The following is a 20,326-nucleotide window of genomic DNA, read 5'->3' as shown; positions in this document are numbered from 1 at the left end:
TTTTGCACTCCGCAAAGTGCTACTTGCTTAGAAAAAGCGGAGACATTACTATATAAGTTGAAACTTTGTTTTACATCCAGTAGAACGCCCGTTGCATTCTATCAAAATGACTTGTTATGAAGGAAAACAGAATCGAACAATCGGAAAATCTTTATTGCAACTTATATAGAAAAAAGGAGGAGAATGGATTGTCGTTAAGCGCTTATATCATTCGCACAATGTTCGTTGTCATTCCTGGCACAGCGGCGATCGGCATGGCCACATGCCTGGTCAACGGCATTCGCGGGGCGGCATTTTGGTGGACGCTTGTTGCTACGGTGCTGTTTGGCGCGATGCTCGGCTTCGTTTCGGCAACGCTCAACTATCGACGGTTTGTTGCCCCGATTGCCGTTATTAACGAACATTTAGGCAAGATGACAGGCGGAGATTTGACGGTGCGCATACCGCTTGATCGCGTGCAGCAGCTGCGGCCGATTGCGGCGTCGTTAAACGATATGGCAGATGCTTGGCAAAGTGTGATGGGGCAAATCCAACATCATGCCGAAGAAGTAGCGCAATATTCTCAGCAGCTTGCCGCTGTCGCCGAACAGACGACGAAAGCGACAGAGCAAATTGCGACAACGATGGAAACGCTTGCGGCAAGTGCGGAGGAACAGGCCGATGCTGTCCGCACCACCGCTGCGTCCGTGCATGATATTTCCCAAACATTGAGCGACGTCGCTTGCCATACGAAAGATGTGGCGCACCGCGCCGAGAAAACGTCGGCGAAAGCAGAGGACGGCAAGCAGTCAATCGGACAAATGTCCGAGCAAATGCAGTTCATTTACGATCATGTGCAAACGCTCGGCCAGGTGGTGAAAGGGCTTGGGGAGCGCTCCAACGAGATTGGACAGATTACGGAAGCGATCACCGGCATTGCGTCGCAGACGAATTTGTTGGCGCTCAATGCGGCGATCGAAGCGGCGCGCGCCGGCGAGCAAGGGAAAGGGTTTGCGGTTGTCGCGGACGAAGTGAGGAAGCTCGCAGAACAATCAGCGCGCTCAGCGCAACAAATTTCCGAGCTGATCGGTTACATTCAAGAAGAAACGAAGCGGGCAGTTGCGTCTGCCGAACAGGTGATCGCCGAAGTGGCGAAAGGATTGAACGTTGCGGCGGCATGCGGCCAATCATTTGCCCATATCCGTGAGGAGGTCGGCCAAGTGAGCAAACAAATTGGACAAGTATCGTCCGCCATCGAGCAAATGACGGAGCATGCTCGTCAAGTGAACGACGCACTCCAACAGATGACCAATATTGTCGAACAGTCAGCGTCTGGTGCGGCCAACGTATCGGCAGCGACCCAGGAACAAATGGCTTCCGTCGAGGAAATCGCCTCTTCGTCGACATCGCTCGGTCAGATGGCGGACGAGATGCGGGCAATGCTGAAGAAATTTTCTGTGTGAGTGAGGAAAAGGACGCTTTCTTCGAGAAAGAGGGGCTTTCAAACGACGTGTGGGAGTCAACGTTTGGAATAAAATGGTTTGCATCTTTGCCAATTGCCTGATAAAATAAAAAAAGTCAGTCATCATTGTGATACGCTTATCTGCTAGGGGAGTCCGAGAGCCGGGCTGAGAAAAGAACGCGATGAAGTTCTTTGACCCTTTGAACCTGATCTGGGTCATGCCAGCGTAGGGAAGCAGGCAGCGGGAACAGATGGACGTGTCTTGTTCATTTGGCCTTTTGCCTTCGATCAGGTTCCGGTGTCGGAACCTGTTTTTATTTTGAATCGGCCGCCATCGCCTATTCTCGTGTTTGCCCCGCTTCAGACGGTGTGGCTTCAGATCTGATTTTTCATCATTTTATGTTGAAAGGGGAAGCCACGCATGGAAAACATCCGCTCGTTTATGTCGTTTCCGGAAAGCCGCAAAGTGTACATCGAAGGGTCGCGCCCGGATGTGCGCGTGCCGATGAGAGAAATTGCTTTGTCGCCAACGAAAACGCCGCAAGGAATGGTGGAAAACAAACCGGTGCGTGTCTACGATACGACGGGCCCGTATACGGATCCCGATTTTGAACCGGACGTGGAGAAAGGCTTGCCTCCTCTTCGTCGCCGCTGGATTGTCGAGCGCGGCGATGTGGAGGAAATGGAGCGGTCTTCTGTTGCGATCCAACGTTCGCTTCCGTTTGTGCGCCGTCCATTGAGGGCAAAGCCCGGAAAAACAGTGACACAAATGCATTACGCCAAACGGGGGATCATTACGCCAGAAATGGAGTTTGTCGCGATTCGTGAACAAATCGATCCAGAAATTGTCCGCCAAGAAGTCGCCGCTGGTCGGGCCATTATTCCGGCCAATATTAACCATCCAGAGAGCGAACCGATGATCATCGGCCGTCGTTTCCATGTGAAAATTAATGCCAATATCGGCAACTCGGCTGTTTCTTCATCGATTGAAGACGAAGTGGAAAAATTGCTTTGGGCGGTGCGTTGGGGCGCCGATACGGTCATGGATTTGTCGACCGGCAAACACATTCATGAAACACGCGAGTACATCATCCGCAATTCGCCGGTCCCCGTGGGAACGGTGCCGATTTATCAGGCGCTCGAAAAGGTAGGAGGGGTGCCGGAGAAGCTGACATGGGACGTGTACCGCGAGACGCTCATCGAGCAGGCTGAACAAGGAGTCGACTACATGACGATCCACGCCGGTGTGCGGCTTCATTACATTCCGCTCACCGCCAACCGGACGACCGGAATTGTCTCGCGCGGCGGCTCGATCATCGCCCAATGGTGTTTGGCCCATCATGAAGAAAACTTTTTGTATACGCATTTTGAAGAAATCTGCGAGATTTTGAAACAATACGATGTCGCGATCTCCCTTGGCGACGGCTTGCGCCCCGGCTCCATCGCCGATGCGAACGATGAGGCGCAGTTTGCGGAACTGGAAACGCTTGGCGAGCTGACGAAAATCGCCTGGAAGCATGATGTGCAGGTGATGATCGAAGGGCCGGGCCACATTCCGATGCATAAAATTCGCGAAAATGTCGAGCGGGAACAGGACATTTGCCATGGAGCGCCGTTTTATACGTTAGGGCCGCTTGTCACCGACATCGCGCCCGGGTATGACCATATTACGTCAGCGATTGGCGCCGCCATCATTGGCGCTTATGGAACGGCGATGCTTTGTTACGTAACGCCCAAAGAACATTTAGGGTTGCCGAATAAAGAGGACGTACGCGCCGGGGTCGTGGCCTATAAAATCGCCGCCCATGCGGCTGATCTGGCAAAAGGGCATCCAGCCGCTCAGCAGCGTGACGACGCGCTCTCGAAAGCGCGCTTTGAATTTCGTTGGAACGATCAGTTCAACTTGTCGCTTGACCCGGAACGGGCTCGTGAGTACCATGATGAAACATTGCCGGCCGAGGCGGCGAAAACAGCTCATTTTTGTTCGATGTGCGGGCCGAAGTTTTGTTCGATGAACATTTCGCACGAGCTGCAGCGGCAAATCAAAGAGGAAGGGATGAAAGAAAAAGCGCAACAATTTATTCGGCAAGGCTCGTCGCTGTATCAATGACAAGAAGCGGGCTGCGATGCTCGGCATGGTGGAGAGAATATGGAAGTTCGATCAACGGAAAAAGCATGAGCTGGAAGGCGCTCAGTGCTGATCGAAGCAGCGGAGGGGGGCGAACGTTCATTGCCCCTCTTGTTTGTTCTGCAAATTGGTGCGGTTCCTTATTATTTTAAAAATATATAATTTTTAAAAAATATATTTACAAATCGTTTCGGATTGATTATGATAATGGCATAAGGTGCAAATTTCTAGTCATAGAATGATCATGCGGGGAAAACTGCGCAGTCTATCGCGGCGCCTTCGCCGGCGCTTCGCTTCCATAGACAGCGGCCAGTTGCGTCATCGAACCGTGGATGATGCCGGCCGCTTTTTTTTATGGCGAAAGGGCCGGGTTTCAGAAGGTGGATCGCGTTTTTCTAGCAGCTTAGTGAAAAAATAACCCCTTCTCCTGCATCGACCGCTTTTCGAGAAAAAAGATTTTGATGATGTCTTGATGTGAGAAAGCCATTGGTATGATAGGCTGCTTCTTGAACGTGAGACGGGCATGAGGGGGATGGGCGTGCGCATAAACTGAAACGAAGGGCTATGAGGAGGGATGGGATTGAACACATTTTCCGATATTGTGCAGACGATGCCGCCATATTTGTTCTCCCGATTTCAGAAGAAAAAAGAAGAATTGCTAAAGATCGGGGTCGATGTCATTGATTTAGGGATCGGCGCCCCCGATTTGCCGCCCCCTTCCTTTGTCATCGAAGCGTTGAAAGAAGCGCTCGATGCGCCAGAACACTATACGTATTCGCCGTATGGCGGCTGCAGGGAGTATCGGGAAGCGGTCGCGCGTTTTTATGAACGGGAATATGGCGTCAAGATCGATCCGGAGACCGAGGTGTTGGCGTTAATCGGCTCGAAAGAAGGAATCGTCCATTTGCTGCAAGCCGTTCTCAATCCCGGCGAGCTCGCCTTAGTGCCTGATCCGGGCTATCCCGTCTATCGGACGGCCGTCCATTTTGCCCGCGGCCAGAGCCTATCGCTGCCGCTCGATGCGCAACATGGTTATATTCCTCGGTTTGATGCGCTCCCCTCGTCCGTTTATGACCAAGCGAAAATCATGTTTCTCAATTATCCGAGCAATCCGACGGCCGCCGCTGTCGATTTGGATGTATTGGCCGAAGCCGTTTCACTTGCCCGTCAGCACCAGATGTTCATTGCTCATGATGCGGCCTACTCGTTCGTGACGTTTGCCGGTTTTCAAGCGCCGAGCATTTTGCAGGTGGACGGGGCAAAGGAAGTGGCGGTGGAATTTGGATCGTTGTCCAAAAGCTATAACATGGCCGGCTGCCGCATCGGATACGTAGTCGGAAACCGGGACATGATTCGAGCGCTTTCGGTGATCAAGAGCAACACGGATACGTGCCAGTTTATTCCGATCCAGAAGGCGGCGATGGCCGCTTTGATGAACGGACAGACGTTTATTCGAGAAAATAGCCGCATTTATGAACAACGCATGAATATGATGGTCGAGAAACTCCGAGAACTGGGCATCGACGTGCAGCGGCCGAAAGCGACCTTTTTCTTGTGGATCCCGGTCTATGACGGATACTCGTCCGAACGATTTGCCGCCAAACTGCTCGAAGAAGCGGGAGTCATCGTCACACCGGGAACAGCGTTTGGATCCGCAGGGGAAGGATATGTCCGCGTATCGCTGTCAGCGCCGATGGAGCGTCTAGAGCAAGCCGTTGAACGATGGAAGCAAGTGGATTGGGAGGAATCGGCGCCATGAAGCGAACGATGCGTCACATCACGGTGGCTCAAGCCATCGTCGAATGTTTCAAACAGGAACAAATCCGTTATGTGTTTGGTGTGCCGGGGGAAAGTTATTTGCCCCTCCTTGATGCCATCTATGATGAGCCATCCATCGAGTTCATCTCCGCCCGCCATGAAGGGGGTGCTTCCTTTATGGCGGAAGGGTATGCGAAAGCGTCGCAAAAGTGCGGCGTCGTGCTGGCTACAAGGGCGGTTGGCGGAGCGAATTTGGCGATTGGCGTCCATACCGCGAGGCAAGATTCCACTCCGATGGTCGTGTTTTTGGGGCAAGTGAACAGCCGCTTCCTAGGGCGTGAAGGATTTCAGGAAGTCGATATGGAAGCGTTTTTTCGTCCGATCGCCAAATGGGCGGTCGAAATTCGCGAAGCCGAGCGGGTGCCAGAGCTGGTGCAACGGGCGTTTCGCACCGCGAAAACAGGGCGGCCCGGCCCCGTCGTCGTTTCACTGCCAGAAGATGTATTTTCCAAAACGATAACGGAAGCAGTGATAGCCGAGACCGATGTGCCGAAGCCGGCACCAAGGCAAGAAGATATACAGCACATTGAAGAGATTCTGAAGCGCGCCAAACGGCCGCTCGTGATTGCTGGCGGCGGCGTCAAATGGTCGGGAGCCGAGCAGTTGCTGCGCTTATGGGCGGAAAAGTATGCACTTCCGGTCATGGCGGCGTTCCGGCGGCATGATGTGTTTCCCCACAACCATCCGTGCTATGTCGGACACCTAGGTCTAGGGTCGCCCAAAGCGGTCATCGAAACGGCCGAGCAGGCGGATGTGGTGATGGCATTGGGAACGCGGCTGTCGGAAGTGACGACGCAAGATTACCGTTTGCTATCTCCAACGCAGACGCTGATTCATATCGATATTGACAGCGATGGATTCGGAAAAGTGTATGCACCGGATCTCGCGGTTTGGGCTGACTGTCAGGAAGTGCTGTCCCGTTTGCTCGATATCGCGGTGCAGCCGTCTTGGCAGGAATGGGCGGCTGAACGGAGGGAACGGTACGAACAAACAGCCAGGCTGCCGGTGGAACATCGCAATCTCTATGAAGCTGTGATGGCAAGTTTGGCGCGCCATTTGCCAAAAAATGCGGTCATTACGAACGATGCTGGGAATTTCGCCGGTTGGCTTCACGCCTTTTTCCCGTTTGGGGATGGGCACACGTACATCGGCCCGACGTCAGGAGCGATGGGATATGGCATGCCGGCTGCCATTGGCGCGAAACTGGCCTTTCCCGACCGGACCGTCGTTTCTTTATCCGGGGATGGCGGCTTTATGATGACGGTGCAGGAGTTGGAAACGGCCGCTCGATACGATATTCCGATCATCAGCATTGTGTTTAACAATCATATGTACGGCACCATCCGCATGCATCAAGAATTGCAGTTTCCGGGGCGGGTCATCGGCACCGATTTAGGCCGCGTGTCGTTTGCCCGGTTGGCAGAATGCCTAAACAGCTGCGGATTCCAAGTGCAGACGGAACAACAGTTCACGGAAGCGCTTCTGTTGGCGCTTGAAGCCAAGAAGCCGACGGTGATTGAAGTGTTGACCGATCCGAACCACATTTCGGTGGCGGCAACGATCCAAGACTTGCGGGCCAAGAGGAAGTCCTGACGATCATCGCTCGGCGTTCAATGTATAAATTATCTCAATAAATCATCTGGAAAAATGGGGGGAGTATACAGTGAAAATCCAAAACTATATCAATGGAGAATGGAAGGAGCCAAGCACCGGGCAATTTGCGCCGGTGATCAATCCGGCGACGGGGGAAACGATTGCCGAGGTGGCGATGTCCGGGCCAAACGATATCGATGAAGCGGTTCAGGCAGCCAAAGAAGCGCAAAAACAGTGGGCGCTCGTGCCGGCGCCGAAACGCGCGGAAGTTTTATATCGAGTCGGCATGCTGCTAAAGGAGCGGAAAGAACAATTGGCACGGCTGTTGACGATGGAAATGGGCAAGGTGATTGAGGAAGCGCGCGGCGAAGTGCAGGAAGGCATTGATATGGCGTTTTATATGGCGGGGGAAGGGCGGCGGCTGTTCGGCGATACGACGCCGTCTGAACTGAAAGACAAGTTTGCGATGAGCGTCCGCACGCCGGTGGGGGTTGTCGGCATCATCACTCCTTGGAACTTTCCGATTGCCATCGCAACGTGGAAGTCGTTCCCCGCGATTGTGGCCGGCAATGCGGTCGTATGGAAGCCCGCGCCCGAGACACCGATCATGGCGCAGGAATTAGCTCGCATTTTTGAAGAAGCGGGCTTGCCTCCGGGAGTGTTTCATGTGGTCCACGGTGACGGACCGACAGTCGGCAATGCGCTCGTCGAGCATCCGGATGTCAAGGTCATCTCATTTACCGGATCGAATGAAGTCGGGCGGATGATTGCGGAAAAATGCGGACGACTGTTGAAAAAAGTGTCGCTCGAAATGGGTGGGAAAAACGCGGTGATCGTCATGGATGATGCCGATTTGACATTGGCGGTTGACGGCATCATCTGGAGTGCGTTCGGCACATCAGGCCAGCGGTGCACGGCGTGCAGCCGGGTCATCGTCCATGAGCGGGTGAAACAGGAGCTTGAGCGGCGTCTGCTGGAAGCCGTGAAAACATTGAAAATCGGCAACGGGTTGGATGAAACGGTCAAAGTCGGACCCGTCATCCATGAAGAGGCGCTGCAAAAGATCGACCGCTACGTGCGCATTGGTGTAGAAGAAGGGGCGAAATTGCTTGTGGGTGGCTATATATTGCGCGAGGGCGACTATGCGCGCGGCTTTTATTACGCGCCGACGATTTTCACCGATGTCACGCCGAATATGCGCATCGCCCGCGAAGAAATTTTCGGCCCGGTTGTGTCGATCATTTCCGTCCGCAGTTTGGACGAAGCGATCGCCGTCAACAACAGCGTCGATTATGGGCTGTCAAGCGCCATTTTCACCCGCGATGTCAACCGCGTCTTCCGAGCAATGCGCGATTTGGACACCGGCATCGTGTATGTCAACGCCGGCACAACGGGAGCGGAAATTCATTTGCCGTTTGGCGGCACGAAAGGGACGGGCAACGGCCACCGCGACTCCGGCGTCGCTGCGCTTGACGTATTCACCGAATGGCGGAGCATTTATGTCGATTTCAGCGGCAAGCTGCAGCGGGCGCAAATCGATACCGATGATTGAACCGGGCTGTCGCTTGCAACATGGCCGGCAAAAGAGAAGCGAAGATCAACGTGGAACCTATATCGTGAATCGAAGCGGCGGCCGCGGCAACGATGTGAAAACAGCGGCTGTCATGTGAGCGTATGGCAAACAATCGGTGACAGAGGGGGAGAGAACGATGAAAGTGCTCGTGCTTGGAGCGGGGCTGATGGGAAAAGAAGCGGCGCGCGATTTAGTGCAAAGCCAAGATGTTGAGGCGGTGACGTTGGCGGATGTCGATTTGGCTAAAGTGGAGCAGACGGTGCGGCAGCTTCATTCCGAAAAGCTTGCCGCTGTGCGGGTGGATGCCGGCGATCCGCAACAACTGGCAGCGGCCATGCAAGGGCATGATGTCGTCGTCAATGCCTTGTTTTACCGCTTCAATGAAACGGTGGCGAAAACAGCTATTGCAGCTGGCGTCCATTCTGTCGATTTAGGCGGCCATATCGGCCATATCACCGACCGGGTGCTTGAGCTGCATGAACAAGCCCAAGCCGCTGGGGTGACCATCATCCCCGACCTTGGCGTCGCGCCGGGGATGATCAACATTTTATCCGGCTATGGGGCGAGTCAACTCGATGAGGTGGAATCCATCTTGCTGTATGTTGGCGGCATCCCCGTCCGCCCCGAACCGCCGCTGGAGTACAACCATGTGTTTTCGCTCGAGGGGCTGCTTGACCATTACACCGATCCGTCTCTCATTATCCGCGACGGCCAAAAGCAGGAAGTGCCGTCGCTTTCGGAAGTCGAGCCGATTTATTTCGACCGGTTTGGGCCGCTTGAAGCGTTTCATACCTCAGGAGGGACGTCGACGCTCTCGCGCTCGTTTCCGAACTTGAAGCGGCTCGAGTACAAAACGATCCGCTACCGCGGCCATGCAGAAAAATTTAAGCTGCTCGTCGATTTGAACTTGACGCGCCACGATGTGGAAGTGGAGGTCAATGGATGCAAAGTCAAACCGCGCGATGTGCTGCTTTCCGTCCTGAAGCCGCTGCTTGATTTGAAAGGGAAAGATGATGTGGTGTTGCTTCGGGTCATCGTCGGCGGCCGAAAAGGCGGGAAGGAAACGGTATTGGAATACGAGACCGTCACGTTTAATGACCGCGAAAACAAGGTAACGGCGATGGCGCGCACGACGGCCTACACCATTTCCGCTGTCGCCCAGCTCATCGGCCGTGGGGTGATCACAAAGCGCGGCGTCTATCCGCCGGAGCAAGCCGTGCCAGGAGAGGTGTATATTGAGGAAATGAAAAGGCGCGGGGTCGTGATTAGCGAGAAACAAACGATTCGCCCTTGCTAAAAGGAGAGGGAGCGAATGAACAGGCAGCCGATGGGAAGCCGCGCGAAACCCGAACAGGCTGCCGATAAAGAAGCGCCCGTTTTCAGGTGAAAACGGGCGCTGATCCATGCCAGCCAGCGGGTCTTCCAGCTTGCGTCAAGTTGTGCTGTTTTGGCCTTGTCGTTGGTCAGACTGTTTTCGTCGCCGACGGTTCGTGTTTGTGCCAGACGAGAAAGAGAAAAGCGACAAGCTTGATCCGCGCCCGGATGCCGCTCGATGAGTGCGTGGGCGTTCATGATAAAGCCAGGAGTGCAATAGCCGCATTGAAAGGCGAAGTGGCGGACGAAGGCGTGCTGGATGGGCGCCCCGTTAAGTCCTTCAACAGTCGTGATTTGTTTGCCGGCCGTTTCGATGGCCAACATCATGCACGATTTGATTGGCGTGCCGTCGACTAAGACGGTGCAGGCGCCGCAGTCGCCGTTCAAACAGCCTGGCTTGGCCCCGGTCAGCCCCAGCCCATCGCGCAAAACAAACAGCAGCGTTTCGGCTTGGCGAGTGACGATCGATCTTCGTTCTCCATTAACGTGCAGCACAAGCTCCCGCTTTGTCGTTTCCTCCATGTCCGCATGCTCACCTCCTGTTTAGACGGTTTCTCCGTCTCCGAGCTCACGAAGCATATCTTCAAGCAGCTGGGCGGCCACGATTTGCGCGAGCACCGTTTTCGTTCCGGTTCCGATTTCGACGACGCCGGAGATGACGTTGACGCTGCCGTCGGAGTTGAACGTTAAGATGACGCCCGAGCTAGCATCTGTGTTGATCGTCGATGTTTTCCAGCCGCTGCTGATTCCTTTTGCTCTTACCGTATAGGCGTCCAATTCCACGCGCTGCCACTCGTCCCAACGCATCAGCTCGCGCAACCGGTCGAGGCAGGCTGATATGTTGCCGACGTTGCTTTTTGTGAGCCGTACTTGCGTTGGGGTCGTATGCCCCGGGCGGATGGCATTTTTGCGCCGCACCTCCCATGGGTCAAGTTGAAGCGTTCGTGCCAATTCATCGATAGCCCGCTCGACGGCAAATGCCTGCTCGCAATGGCCAAAACTGCGAAACGGCGTCGCATACGGGCGGCGGTTCGTATAGACGCAAAGCGAGTCGCACCAGACATGGTCGACACGGTACGGGCCGGTGCAATCGACGGCTGCGGCGCGGCTGACATCGATCGCCTTGTCGGAATAAGCCCCGCCGTCAAATAGAAATAAGATTTCCATGGCCTTGAACAAGCCCTCTTTTGTCGCGCCGATTTTGACGGTTGCCTCCAACCCGATATGGACGGGCGAAGTGACCATGTCATGCTCGCGGCTGTTCCAGACGCTCACTTTTCGGCCGCCGACCGCTTTGGAGGCAAGGTAGGCAAGCAACTCAAGCTGGACGGGCGCTTTTCCTCCGTAGGCGCCGCCGACAAGCGGCGTATGGACGATGACTTTGCCGGTTTCTTCGCCAAAGTACGTATGGAGCAGTTTTTTGATCATAAACGGCGACTGCGAAGAGGCAGAAATATGGATCGTGCCATCCGGCCAAATTTCCGCCGTGGCGCAGCGTGTTTCCATTGCAGCATGATCGGACGGCGCGAACGATACGCTCGTTTCGACGATGACGTCGCTTTCCGCAAACCCTTGTTCAATGTTGCCTTTTCGGATTTTCGTTCGATGGGCGACGTTTGTCCCTGGCTCAGGATGAGTCGTTTTGTTTTTTTCATAACGGTCGAGGTGTTCATGCAATAATGGAGCGCCCTTTTTCAACGCCTCGCGCGGCGAGCCGACGGCTGGAAGCGGTTCGTAAACGACGCGGACGAGGCGGGCCGCTTGTTCGGCTTGCGCGAGCGTATCGGCTACGACGACGGCGACGACTTCGCCATAGTAGCGCACTTTGTCGACGGCGATCGGCGGACGATCGCGCATGTCTTCACCGGTGAGCGGAAGCCCTTCGCCGGTCACAACAGCATGGACGCCGGGGGCGGCGAGCGCGCGGCGTGCCTCCAGCGAGAGGATGCGCGCGTGGGCGTATGGGCTTGTCACCAAAGAGGCATGAAGCATCCCCTGTTCTTTGAAATCGTTCGTATATTTCGCCCGGCCGGTCACTTTATCCCACGCTTCTTTGCGGATGATGCTTTTACCGATGGCCACGGTGGCGTCCCTCCTTTTCTTCTCGATCCATGACGGCATGCTTATAATCGTCTATCGTGTCAATGTCGATGCCGATCGTCTCATCGCCTTCCTACAAGAGACCGCGCCAACGCGGATGGTGAAACAGTGTGCGCCCCCCGGCATCGCCCCTTAGAGCAAGCAAGGCAGGGAACGTTTGTTTCCCAAAAATGACTGGGGGCATCGTTCTTTTTGGTATGCCGAGCCTTCCACCTCGATGATGATGGCGAGCACACCATCGCACGGCGCGGCGGCGATGGCCTCAAGCACTGGAAAGTAGCTTTCCATGATGATCCTCCTTATGCGTTGCGGGAAGGTAAAATCTAGAAATTACGAACCATGGCTTTCCCATTGTCTTCTTTTTGGTTTTCGCCGCCCTTGACGTCCCTTTCGCCCCCTTTGGCGGGTGTTGGTCAAGGGTGAATCCCGTCTTCGAGGATTCTCTGCGATGCACAGTGGCATTTTCTATAGAACTTTAACACTGCCCGTTACGCCTAAAGGCGGCCGAGCTGTTGAAAGCGCGGTGGGATGATGCATCAACTTTCGCAATGGCCGTAAGCGGCGGCAGCGGATGCGGCATCGGTTCGTCCCCTTTCAAAAAAGGCTCTGCTATCGTTATATTTCTGTAACAAATGCCCATGACTGAAAAACAAAAGAAGCCAGCCGTCATCGGCTAGCTTCCTTGTTGTTGATCTGTTTTTCCTTTTCCGAGCCGTCCGGCCCGCTTGGCTGCCTCCTTCAGCAAATACTCGATCTGGGCGTTGACGCTGCGAAACTCGTCCTGCGCCCATTGTTCGAGCGCGGCATATAATTCATGGTCAATGCGCAGGGGAAATTGTTTTTTCTTTGTCATCGCACTCCACAACCGTTAATATAGACTGCCGGTATTGATCACCGGCTGGGTGGCGCGCTCGGAGACGATCGCGACCATTAAGTTGTTCACCATTGCGGCTTTTCGTTCATCATCTAACTCTAAAATGTTTTCTTTGTCAAGTTGTTCAATCGCCATTTGCGCCATCGAGACAGCGCCTTCGACGATTTTTTTCCGGGCGGCCAAAATGGCGGCTGCTTGTTGACGCTGCAACATGGCGCTCGCAATTTCCGGGGAGTACGCCAAGTGAGTGAGGCGCGCTTCCATCACCTCGACTCCGGCGACACGCAATCGCTCCTGCAGCTCAGCGGCGAGAACATCGGAAATAATATCGGCGTTGCCGCGCAACGTAATCTCGTTGTCGTCTTCAAACGTGTCGTACGGATATTTTGTCGCGACATGGCGAATGGCGGCTTCGCTTTGAATCTCGACGAATTGTTCGTAATCATCAACATCGAACACAGCCTTGGCTGAATCAATGACGCGGAAAACGACGACGGCGGCAATTTCAATCGGATTGCCTTGAACATCGTTCACTTTCAACTTGTTGCTCGTGAAGTTGCGCACGCGCAGCGATACTTTCTTTCGAACGGTGAGCGGCACGGTGAAAAACAGCCCGCTGTCGCGAATCGTGCCGAAATAGCGGCCGAAAAAGGTGAGTACTTTCGCTTGATTCGGCTGAACGATCGTGATGCCAGTCGCCAAGAGGGCGGCAAGGGCGAAGCAGAAAACGGCCAATAAGAGCTGCACTTGAATGAGGCTGACAAAACCAGCCATAACGAAAAGGGCGATGCATCCGATGCCGATAAATCCATCCATGCGCCATGCTTTTTGTTCTCTCATACCTATCCCCCTAATAGTGTCGATTTGATATTTATATGATATCATATAATCAAAAAAATGGAAACAGGGATTGATCATGTTAAGACGAGAAGAGGGATTCGCCCATAGCTCGCCACGAGGCAGATGTTTCTAACTATTTTCCATCCAGAAGCATAAAGGGCGATCGTTCAGCCTGTTAATGTTTTAATGTACTAAAAAATGGAAATTCATAATTGACATCGCATTCATTGTCATCATACAATAGAAAAAAAGACCAATAGGTGTGTAGAAGCAATGGAAACACGACAAGCGCGCATCGGCCGGCAGGCGTTGCTGCTGGCGATGCTGGATGAGGGGGAGGAAGGCCCGGTCTTGAGCCAGCTTGAGGCGCTTTCGTGGCGCTATTGCCAAGGGCGGGTCGGGGCGATGGAGCCGCACAAAATCGTCGCGGCGATTGAGACGGCGGCAAAGCGGCATGGAGTGGTGGACGGCGGCTTGTACCACGAGATGCACGCCTTATACCATGCGATTTTAGAGGCGGTGCATGGCGTGACGAGGGGGCAGGTAGAGCTGGGAGATTTGTTGAGAACCGCTGGCCTTCGTTTCGCCGTGGTGCGCGGTATGCCATATGAACAGCCGAACGAAGGGGAATGGATCGCCGTTGCGTTGTACGGGACGATCGGCGCTCCGGTGCGCGGGCTCGAGCACGAGGCGGCCGGGCTCGGAATCAATCATATATAAGACGGTAAGTGCCTAGAGCAATAAGTCATGAGGAGGCAAACGTTGCCATATGGCAGGGCGCCTCCTTTTTTGTTTGCCCAGGCGTTCGATTGAGAAAACAAACGAAGGGAGATGAAATGATGATCGTATTGACCGGGCATACATTGACGATCGATGAGGTAAGACGTGTTGTCTATGAACGGGAGCGGGTGGCGGCCGATGAGGAAAGCATGAGGGCTGTCGAGAAAAGCCGCGCGGCAGTGGAACAAGCGATCTCCAATGGACGGACGATCTATGGCGTGAATACGGGTTTTGGCAAACTCGCCGATGTGCGCATTGAAGGAAGCGACCTTGAACAGCTGCAAATCAATCTTCTTCGCTCGCACGCTTGTGCCGTCGGCGAGCCATTTGCCGAAGATGTCGTGAGGGCGATGCTTCTTTTGCGGGCGAATGCGTTGTTGAAAGGGTATTCCGGCGTGCGTCCGGCGGTCATTGAGCAGTTGCTCGCATTTTTGAATACCGGCATCCATCCGATCGTGCCGCAGCAAGGTTCCCTCGGCGCCAGCGGCGATTTAGCGCCGCTCGCCCATTTGGCGCTGGCGCTTGCCGGCGAGGGAGAGGCGATGTACCAAGGGCGGCGGATGCCTGCCGCCCAAGCGCTTTCACAAGCGGGGATTTCACCGCTTTCCCTTCAGGAAAAAGAAGGGCTGGCGCTTATTAACGGCACTCAGGTGATGACGGCCGTCGGAGCCCTTGCTTACTTAGAGGCGGAACAACTGGCGTATGACAGTGAATGGATCGCGGCGCTGACGATTGAGGCGCTTTATGGCATTGTGGACGCGTTTGACGCCCGCATCTATGCAGCCCGCGGGTTTCAGGAGCAGGCGGAGGTGGCGGAACGGCTGCGCCGCTATTTAGCGGGCAGCCAACTCACAACAAGGCAAGGGGAGCGGCGCGTGCAAGACGCGTATTCGATCCGCTGCCTCCCGCAAGTGCACGGAGCGTCGCTTAGGGCGCTTCGTTATGTGAAGGAAACGCTTGAAATCGAAATGAACGCTGCTACGGACAATCCGCTTATTTTTGCGGACGGGACGGTGCTCTCTGGCGGCAACTTTCATGGCCAGCCGGTGGCGATCGCCATGGATTTGTTGAAAATCGCGGTGGCGGAGCTGGCCAACATCAGCGAACGCCGCATCGAACGGCTTGTCAATCCGCAGCTTAGCGAAGGCTTGCCGCCATTTTTAAGCCCACAGCCCGGCTTGCAGTCTGGGGCAATGATTATGCAATATGTCGCCGCTTCGCTCGTGTCGGAAAACAAGACGCTCGCTCACCCAGCCAGCGTCGATTCGATTCCGTCATCGGCCAACCAGGAAGACCATGTCAGCATGGGAACGACCGCTGCCCGCCATGCGTACATGATCGTGCAAAACGCAAGAAAAGTGCTGGCGATTGAGCTCATTTGCGCGTTGCAGGCTGTCGAAGCGCGCGGCATCGAGCGAATGGCCCCGTCAACGAGGCAGTTTTACCATAAGGCGCGCCGCATTGTTTCCTCCATTACAGCTGACCGCGTCTTTTCTGATGACATTGAAGCGGTGGCGGCGTGGTTGAGCGAAAGGGCAAACCATCACTTTCTCCGCGATGAAGCGAAAGCTTAGAAGTCTAGTGAGAAAGAGCCAGGAAGTTGTGGGGTTGCAAGGTTTTTTAACTTGAGAAATACTGTTGGAGGACAGCATTTCCCCTTGAATCACCAGCTTTTTCAAGAAGGGCAAAGCATAGTGGGCGTAGAGGCGTGAGAGCGTTCAAGGATAGGTGTTTGAAAAAATGGTAGTTATATAGACCTTTTCCGCTAGAGATAGGGAAGCAGTCATCAGTGAAGATGGTTTGCTTCCCTAACTTTTTCTACGGAGTTCGGACGATGCAGTGAGCCTTCCCCATAATTGGTTAGGACGAGAGCATTGACAGTCTATTCCATTGTTGTCCCCCAGTCGAATTTGCAGTATGATGAAGAAGAGAGACAAAGGGGAAAGGGTGGGTATATCATTGACAATTTCTGCCGCGGCGCTGTTGGCGTTATGGAAGATTATTGCGATTGATATCATTTTGTCTGGGGATAATGCGGTCGTCATTGCGATGGCGACGCGGCGGCTGCCGAAAGACCAGCGAAACAAAGCGATTTTTTGGGGAACAGCGGGGGCGGTGTTGCTGCGCATCTTGTTTGCAGCCATCATTGTCTTTTTACTGAACATCCCGTTCGTTCACTTCGTTGGCGGATTGCTGCTTGTATGGATCGCCTATAAAGTGCTTGTCGAACGGGAAGAGGAGGCCAAAGTGCAAGCGGCAGACCGGTTGTTGAAGGCGATTGCGACGATTATCATTGCCGATGCAGTGATGAGCCTTGATAACGTTGTTGCTGTGGCCGGGGCGGCCGAAGGGCATCTTGGCATGCTGGCGCTTGGGGTCGCCATCAGCATCCCGATTATGATTTTCGGCTCCAAAGCGATCGTCCGGGTGATGGAACAACATCGATGGATCGCGTACGTTGGCTCCGGCATTTTGGCGTGGACGGCCGGAAAGATGATGGCGGGGGATGAAGGGGTGCTGCATTGGTTTCACCTTTCTTATGGCCCGTTCGTCTACGCGGTTGCCGCCGGCGTGACGATTTTGGTCGTGTCAGCTGGCTATATCACGAATAAAAAGGCCGAGCGTGAAGAAGGGACGTTGATTTGAGCGGTTGGGGGTGGTGTGATGCCATGAACATCCGACGCATTCTCGTGACGGGAAGGCTTTATGCCGAGCTTGCCGCCCTTCTCCCGGACAAGCGGCCGGATAAAGAGTTTCGCTTTGTGGCGGAAGAAGAATTGACGGCCAATGATTTCGCCTGGGCGGATGCGTACGTCGGCTTTCGTCCGGCCGGGCCGTTTTCGCTCGCCAATTTGCGCTGGGTGCATTCGCTCGGCGCGGGCGTTGACGCGTTTTTGTGGAAGCGGGAATGGAAGAAGGACGTGTTACTGACGCGGACGGTCGGGTCATTTGGCGAGCAGATCGCCGAATATTGCCTCAGCTACTTATTGCGCGACGCCCAATGTCATGACGTGTATGCATGGTATCAAGAACAGCGGCAGTGGAAGCCGCTCGCTCCGAAACGGCTTGGTGAACAGCGGATTGTCATTTATGGGACGGGTGAGATCGGCCGGCGCATCGCGGAAACGCTTCGTCTGTTCGGCGTTTCGCCGATCGGCGTATCGCGAAGCGGCCGAGACACGCCGCCGTTTTCGGCTGTTTGCCGCCATGAAGAGGCGGGGGAAGCGCTTGCTTGCGCTGATTGGGTGATCGCTGCGCTTCCGCTGACAGAGGAAACGCATCATCTCTTTGACGAGACGTTTTTTGCCTGTTTGCACAACGCGGGCTTTATCAATGTTGGGCGTGGGGCGACGGTTGATGAGACGGCGCTTGTCGGCGCCTTGGAAAACCGAAATGTCCGCCTGGCGGTGCTCGATGTGTTCGAAGAAGAGCCGCTGCCGCCGCACTCGCCGCTTTGGGTTCATCCGAATGTCATCATCACCCCGCATATCGCGGCGCTGACATCAGTTGACGCCGCCGCCCATAGCGTTTTAGACACGCTCCGCCGCATCGAAACGGGCGAACCGCTCGCCAATGCGGTCGATGTGAGCCGGCAATATTGACGAAAAACGGTGCCCTATGATCGAGAATGGGCACCGTTTCGTTTTGATCAGCGGTCAGTGACGACGATATACGCCGCTTTCATCGGGCCGTGGACGCCGACGACCAAGTTCATTTCAATGTCGGCCGAGTTGCTCGGGCCGGTGATGAAGTTGATGCATGACGGAATGAGGACGCCTTTTTCAATTTGCTCGTGAATGATGGCCGCCGCTTGCGTCATGCGAGGCACAACGGTGCTTTTCGGAACGATGGCGATATACGTCTTCGGCAAAAAGTGAATGGCCCGCCCTTGTTCATTGCGCGAAAACAAAACGACTGTCCCTGACTCGGCGAGGGTGATGTCACTGAACGCGATGCCGACGTTGGCCTGTTCGGCGGCGTCAATGTTTTGGCGTCCAAGCGCCGGATTCCATATATGGATGGCTGTTCGCTCCGCGGGCCATTCGTCGCGGAGCAAGGCGGACAGCCCATATTCGGCAAAGCGCGGGTCATCCGGCACGATGACCGGGCCGCCGCCATAAGCCGTGACTTGTTGCTTGAGCACCCCAGCAAGTCCGGCGTTTGTCGTCTCAATGTAATCAGTGTGAATCAGTTTACATTGTTCGCGAAGCACTGCCAACAAGTCGTCTTGGCTATAGCCAGCCAAGACTTTCCATTGCGGCTGATCGCTCCATTGCGGCCGGGAGACGCCGGACAGGCGGGGAGCTCTCCCGAGGCGATGGGCGATGTGTTCTAAAAACGCGTCACGGTTGTGAATAGCACCACGCGTCATGACGGATTCCCTCCTTTTTGGCGATTGCGAAACCAATCGCGGAACCGCTCTTTGCTTGGCGCCGGAAATTCGCGGCTTTCCGTCCACGCTTTGAGCGGGCCGGGGCCTTTTGTGATGCGCCCGTCTTCGGCAAACGGGGCGAAGGCGCTTGGTGCCAACTTCGTGCCGAACCGGTACAATGACGGTGAGGCGGTCCCGAGACGAAACGCCTTCATCGCCAATTTTTCTGCGGCCGGCGCTTTTCCTTCGCGCTCCACGATGATTTGGCGATGTTTGATAAGCAGCTCATGAAGCGGAATTTTCACCGGGCACGCTTCCGTACAGGCGGCGCAAAGGGAGGACGCGTACGGAAGCTCCTTGTAGTCGTCGTAACCGCCCAACAGCGGCGACAAGACCGCTCCGATTGGGCCGGAGTAAATCGAGCCGTACGAATGGCCGCCGATGTGGCGGTATACCGGGCAGACGTTGACGCAGGCCGCGCAGCGGATGCATTGCAGCACCGGTTGAAACTCCGTGCCTAAAATCGACGAACGCCCGTTGTCGACGATGACGAGATGGAACTCTTCCGGACCGTCAGCGTCGCCTTCGTCGCGCGGACCGGTGAGAACGGTGATGTAGCTCGTCAATTTTTGTCCGACGGCGCTGCGCGTCAACATGCTGACGAGCACTTCCATCTCCTCAAACGTCGGAACGATCCGCTCCATTCCCATGACCGTAATTTGCGTTTTCGGCAGCGCTGTCACCAAGTCGGCGTTGCCTTCGTTCGTAACGAGCGTAATCGAGCCCGATTCGGCGATGGCGAAGTTGCACCCGGTGATGCCGATGTCGGCTGTCAAATAGTCGCGCCGCAGCATTTCACGGGCATGGCGCGCGAGTTCAACGGGGTCGGACGATTTCGTATAGCCCAGCTTCCGTTGAAAGACATCGCGGATTTGCTCTTTGTTTTTATGGAGCGCCGGACCGACGATATGCGACGGCGGGTCATGGTCATCGATTTGCAAAATGTATTCGCCAAGGTCCGTTTCGACAACGTCACAGCCGATGGCCTCAAGCACCGGATTTAAGTTGATTTCTTCTGTCACCATTGATTTCGATTTGACGATTTTTTTCGCTTGCTTTTCCAAAGCGACGCGGCGGATGTAGTCGTTCGCCTCTTCGGCTGTTTGGGCGAAAAAGACGTGGCCGCCCCGTTTGGCAACGTTTTCACTAAGCTGCATTAAATAAAAGTCCAAGTTTTCGAGCGTATGCTTGCGGATTTGTTCAGCAAGCGACCGCCACTCTTCCCAATGGCCGAGCTCTTCGATGACGCCAAGCCGCCGCACATAGCCGCGGTCTTGCATGCCGGCGACCGCCCCGCGCATAAAGTCGTTGTCCAAGTTTTCTCGGACCCGTTTCCAAAACGGCCCGTTTTCAATTTTCATCGGCATGTTCGC

Annotated in this window: 15 protein-coding genes, 3 pseudogenes and 1 riboswitch; of the genes and pseudogenes, 10 read left to right on the top strand and 8 right to left on the bottom strand. The window is 54.9% G+C overall.

The window, feature by feature from the left end; translation table 11 throughout:
• Positions 1–188 precede the first annotated feature (188 nt).
• The 6 genes from CD000_RS13670 (at position 189) to CD000_RS13645 (ending at position 9,850) form a co-directional block, all read left to right on the top strand.
• Positions 189–1,442 (top strand): methyl-accepting chemotaxis protein, encoded by a 1,254-nt coding sequence (locus tag CD000_RS13670; RefSeq protein WP_023633783.1) that lies wholly within the window; start codon positions 189–191, stop codon positions 1,440–1,442.
• 135 nt (positions 1,443–1,577) lie between these two features.
• A riboswitch (TPP riboswitch) is annotated at positions 1,578–1,691 on the top strand.
• A gap of 171 nt (positions 1,692–1,862) precedes the next feature.
• Entirely contained in the window at positions 1,863–3,551 is a 1,689-nt protein-coding gene (gene thiC, locus CD000_RS13665; protein ID WP_096225865.1) for a phosphomethylpyrimidine synthase ThiC, read from the top strand.
• A gap of 598 nt (positions 3,552–4,149) precedes the next feature.
• Positions 4,150–5,328, top strand: coding sequence for an aminotransferase class I/II-fold pyridoxal phosphate-dependent enzyme (locus tag CD000_RS13660; protein WP_143425248.1), 1,179 nt, complete (start codon positions 4,150–4,152; stop codon positions 5,326–5,328).
• Entirely contained in the window at positions 5,325–6,980 is a 1,656-nt protein-coding gene (locus tag CD000_RS13655; protein WP_096225863.1) for a thiamine pyrophosphate-binding protein, read from the top strand. The genes CD000_RS13660 and CD000_RS13655 overlap by 4 nt, the downstream gene beginning before the upstream one ends.
• Before the next feature lie 70 nt (positions 6,981–7,050).
• Positions 7,051–8,532, top strand: a complete 1,482-nt coding sequence (locus CD000_RS13650; protein WP_096225862.1) for an aldehyde dehydrogenase family protein — start codon at positions 7,051–7,053, stop codon at positions 8,530–8,532.
• A 157-nt stretch (positions 8,533–8,689) separates the two neighbouring features.
• Entirely contained in the window at positions 8,690–9,850 is a 1,161-nt protein-coding gene (locus tag CD000_RS13645; protein WP_033009544.1) for a saccharopine dehydrogenase family protein, read from the top strand.
• A 227-nt stretch (positions 9,851–10,077) separates the two neighbouring features.
• On the opposite strand, the pseudogene CD000_RS13640 reads toward CD000_RS13645, so the two are convergent.
• The 6 genes and pseudogenes from CD000_RS13640 to CD000_RS13620 all read right to left on the bottom strand — a co-directional run.
• Positions 10,078–10,449: pseudogene (locus CD000_RS13640) on the bottom strand ((2Fe-2S)-binding protein); the annotation flags it as partial.
• A 54-nt stretch (positions 10,450–10,503) separates the two neighbouring features.
• Positions 10,504–12,009, bottom strand: a pseudogene (locus tag CD000_RS13635) (xanthine dehydrogenase family protein molybdopterin-binding subunit); the annotation flags it as partial.
• Positions 11,996–12,211, bottom strand: a pseudogene (locus tag CD000_RS19600) (xanthine dehydrogenase accessory protein PucB); the annotation flags it as partial. The pseudogenes CD000_RS19600 and CD000_RS13635, both read right to left, overlap by 14 nt.
• Complete coding sequence (locus tag CD000_RS18530; protein WP_158225553.1) at positions 12,160–12,315, bottom strand: hypothetical protein; 156 nt, start codon at positions 12,313–12,315, stop codon at positions 12,160–12,162. The pseudogene CD000_RS19600 and the gene CD000_RS18530, both read right to left, overlap by 52 nt.
• Before the next feature lie 385 nt (positions 12,316–12,700).
• Positions 12,701–12,880 carry a type II toxin-antitoxin system antitoxin gene (locus CD000_RS13625; RefSeq protein ID WP_096225861.1) on the bottom strand — a complete coding sequence of 60 codons (180 nt, stop codon included), beginning with the start codon at positions 12,878–12,880 and terminating at the stop codon, positions 12,701–12,703.
• 15 nt (positions 12,881–12,895) lie between these two features.
• Entirely contained in the window at positions 12,896–13,741 is an 846-nt protein-coding gene (locus CD000_RS13620; RefSeq protein ID WP_047757530.1) for an SPFH domain-containing protein, read from the bottom strand.
• A 273-nt stretch (positions 13,742–14,014) separates the two neighbouring features.
• Here CD000_RS13620 and hutP point away from each other — a divergent pair, with 273 nt between their 5' ends.
• The 4 genes from hutP to CD000_RS13600 all read left to right on the top strand — a co-directional run bounded on the left by hutP (position 14,015) and on the right by CD000_RS13600 (position 18,123).
• Entirely contained in the window at positions 14,015–14,461 is a 447-nt protein-coding gene (hutP, locus tag CD000_RS13615; protein WP_096225860.1) for a histidine utilization transcription antiterminator HutP, read from the top strand.
• Between the two features lie 119 nt (positions 14,462–14,580).
• On the top strand, positions 14,581–16,095 hold the full coding sequence (gene hutH, locus CD000_RS13610) for a histidine ammonia-lyase (protein ID WP_096225859.1): 1,515 nt from the start codon (positions 14,581–14,583) through the stop codon (positions 16,093–16,095).
• Between the two features lie 343 nt (positions 16,096–16,438).
• Positions 16,439–17,167 (top strand): TerC family protein, encoded by a 729-nt coding sequence (locus CD000_RS13605; RefSeq protein WP_020279704.1) that lies wholly within the window; start codon positions 16,439–16,441, stop codon positions 17,165–17,167.
• A gap of 23 nt (positions 17,168–17,190) precedes the next feature.
• Entirely contained in the window at positions 17,191–18,123 is a 933-nt protein-coding gene (locus CD000_RS13600; protein ID WP_096225858.1) for a D-2-hydroxyacid dehydrogenase, read from the top strand.
• Between the two features lie 47 nt (positions 18,124–18,170).
• Here the strand turns inward: CD000_RS13600 and CD000_RS13595 are convergent, their stop codons facing one another.
• Complete coding sequence (locus CD000_RS13595) at positions 18,171–18,893, bottom strand: LutC/YkgG family protein (RefSeq protein ID WP_062898364.1); 723 nt, start codon at positions 18,891–18,893, stop codon at positions 18,171–18,173.
• Positions 18,890–20,320 carry a LutB/LldF family L-lactate oxidation iron-sulfur protein gene (locus CD000_RS13590; protein ID WP_096225857.1) on the bottom strand — a complete coding sequence of 477 codons (1,431 nt, stop codon included), beginning with the start codon at positions 20,318–20,320 and terminating at the stop codon, positions 18,890–18,892. The genes CD000_RS13595 and CD000_RS13590 overlap by 4 nt, the downstream gene beginning before the upstream one ends.
• Positions 20,321–20,326 lie beyond the last annotated feature (6 nt).

It is taken from the genome of Geobacillus sp. FJAT-46040 (genome assembly GCF_002335725.1).
GTDB lineage: Bacteria > Bacillota > Bacilli > Bacillales > Anoxybacillaceae > Geobacillus > Geobacillus thermoleovorans.
Note: the sequence above shows the minus strand (reverse complement) of the source record. Positions and strands in the feature narration are given on the sequence as shown.

What these genes read in the sequence shown, in the direction of transcription:
- CD000_RS13600 (WP_096225858.1), top strand. Translation starts at nt 17,191, where the DNA reads ATGAACATCCGACGCATTCTCGTGACGGGAAGGCTTTATGCCGAGCTT.
- CD000_RS13655 (WP_096225863.1), top strand. Translation starts at nt 5,325, where the DNA reads ATGAAGCGAACGATGCGTCACATCACGGTGGCTCAAGCCATCGTCGAA.
- CD000_RS13590 (WP_096225857.1), bottom strand. Translation starts at nt 20,320, where the DNA reads ATGCCGATGAAAATTGAAAACGGGCCGTTTTGGAAACGGGTCCGAGAA.
- CD000_RS18530 (WP_158225553.1), bottom strand. Translation starts at nt 12,315, where the DNA reads ATGGAAAGCTACTTTCCAGTGCTTGAGGCCATCGCCGCCGCGCCGTGC.
- hutH (WP_096225859.1), top strand. Translation starts at nt 14,581, where the DNA reads ATGATCGTATTGACCGGGCATACATTGACGATCGATGAGGTAAGACGT.
- CD000_RS13625 (WP_096225861.1), bottom strand. Translation starts at nt 12,880, where the DNA reads ATGACAAAGAAAAAACAATTTCCCCTGCGCATTGACCATGAATTATAT.
- CD000_RS13620 (WP_047757530.1), bottom strand. Translation starts at nt 13,741, where the DNA reads ATGAGAGAACAAAAAGCATGGCGCATGGATGGATTTATCGGCATCGGA.
- thiC (WP_096225865.1), top strand. Translation starts at nt 1,863, where the DNA reads ATGGAAAACATCCGCTCGTTTATGTCGTTTCCGGAAAGCCGCAAAGTG.
- hutP (WP_096225860.1), top strand. Translation starts at nt 14,015, where the DNA reads ATGGAAACACGACAAGCGCGCATCGGCCGGCAGGCGTTGCTGCTGGCG.
- CD000_RS13595 (WP_062898364.1), bottom strand. Translation starts at nt 18,893, where the DNA reads ATGACGCGTGGTGCTATTCACAACCGTGACGCGTTTTTAGAACACATC.
- CD000_RS13605 (WP_020279704.1), top strand. Translation starts at nt 16,439, where the DNA reads ATGATGAAGAAGAGAGACAAAGGGGAAAGGGTGGGTATATCATTGACA.
- CD000_RS13645 (WP_033009544.1), top strand. Translation starts at nt 8,690, where the DNA reads ATGAAAGTGCTCGTGCTTGGAGCGGGGCTGATGGGAAAAGAAGCGGCG.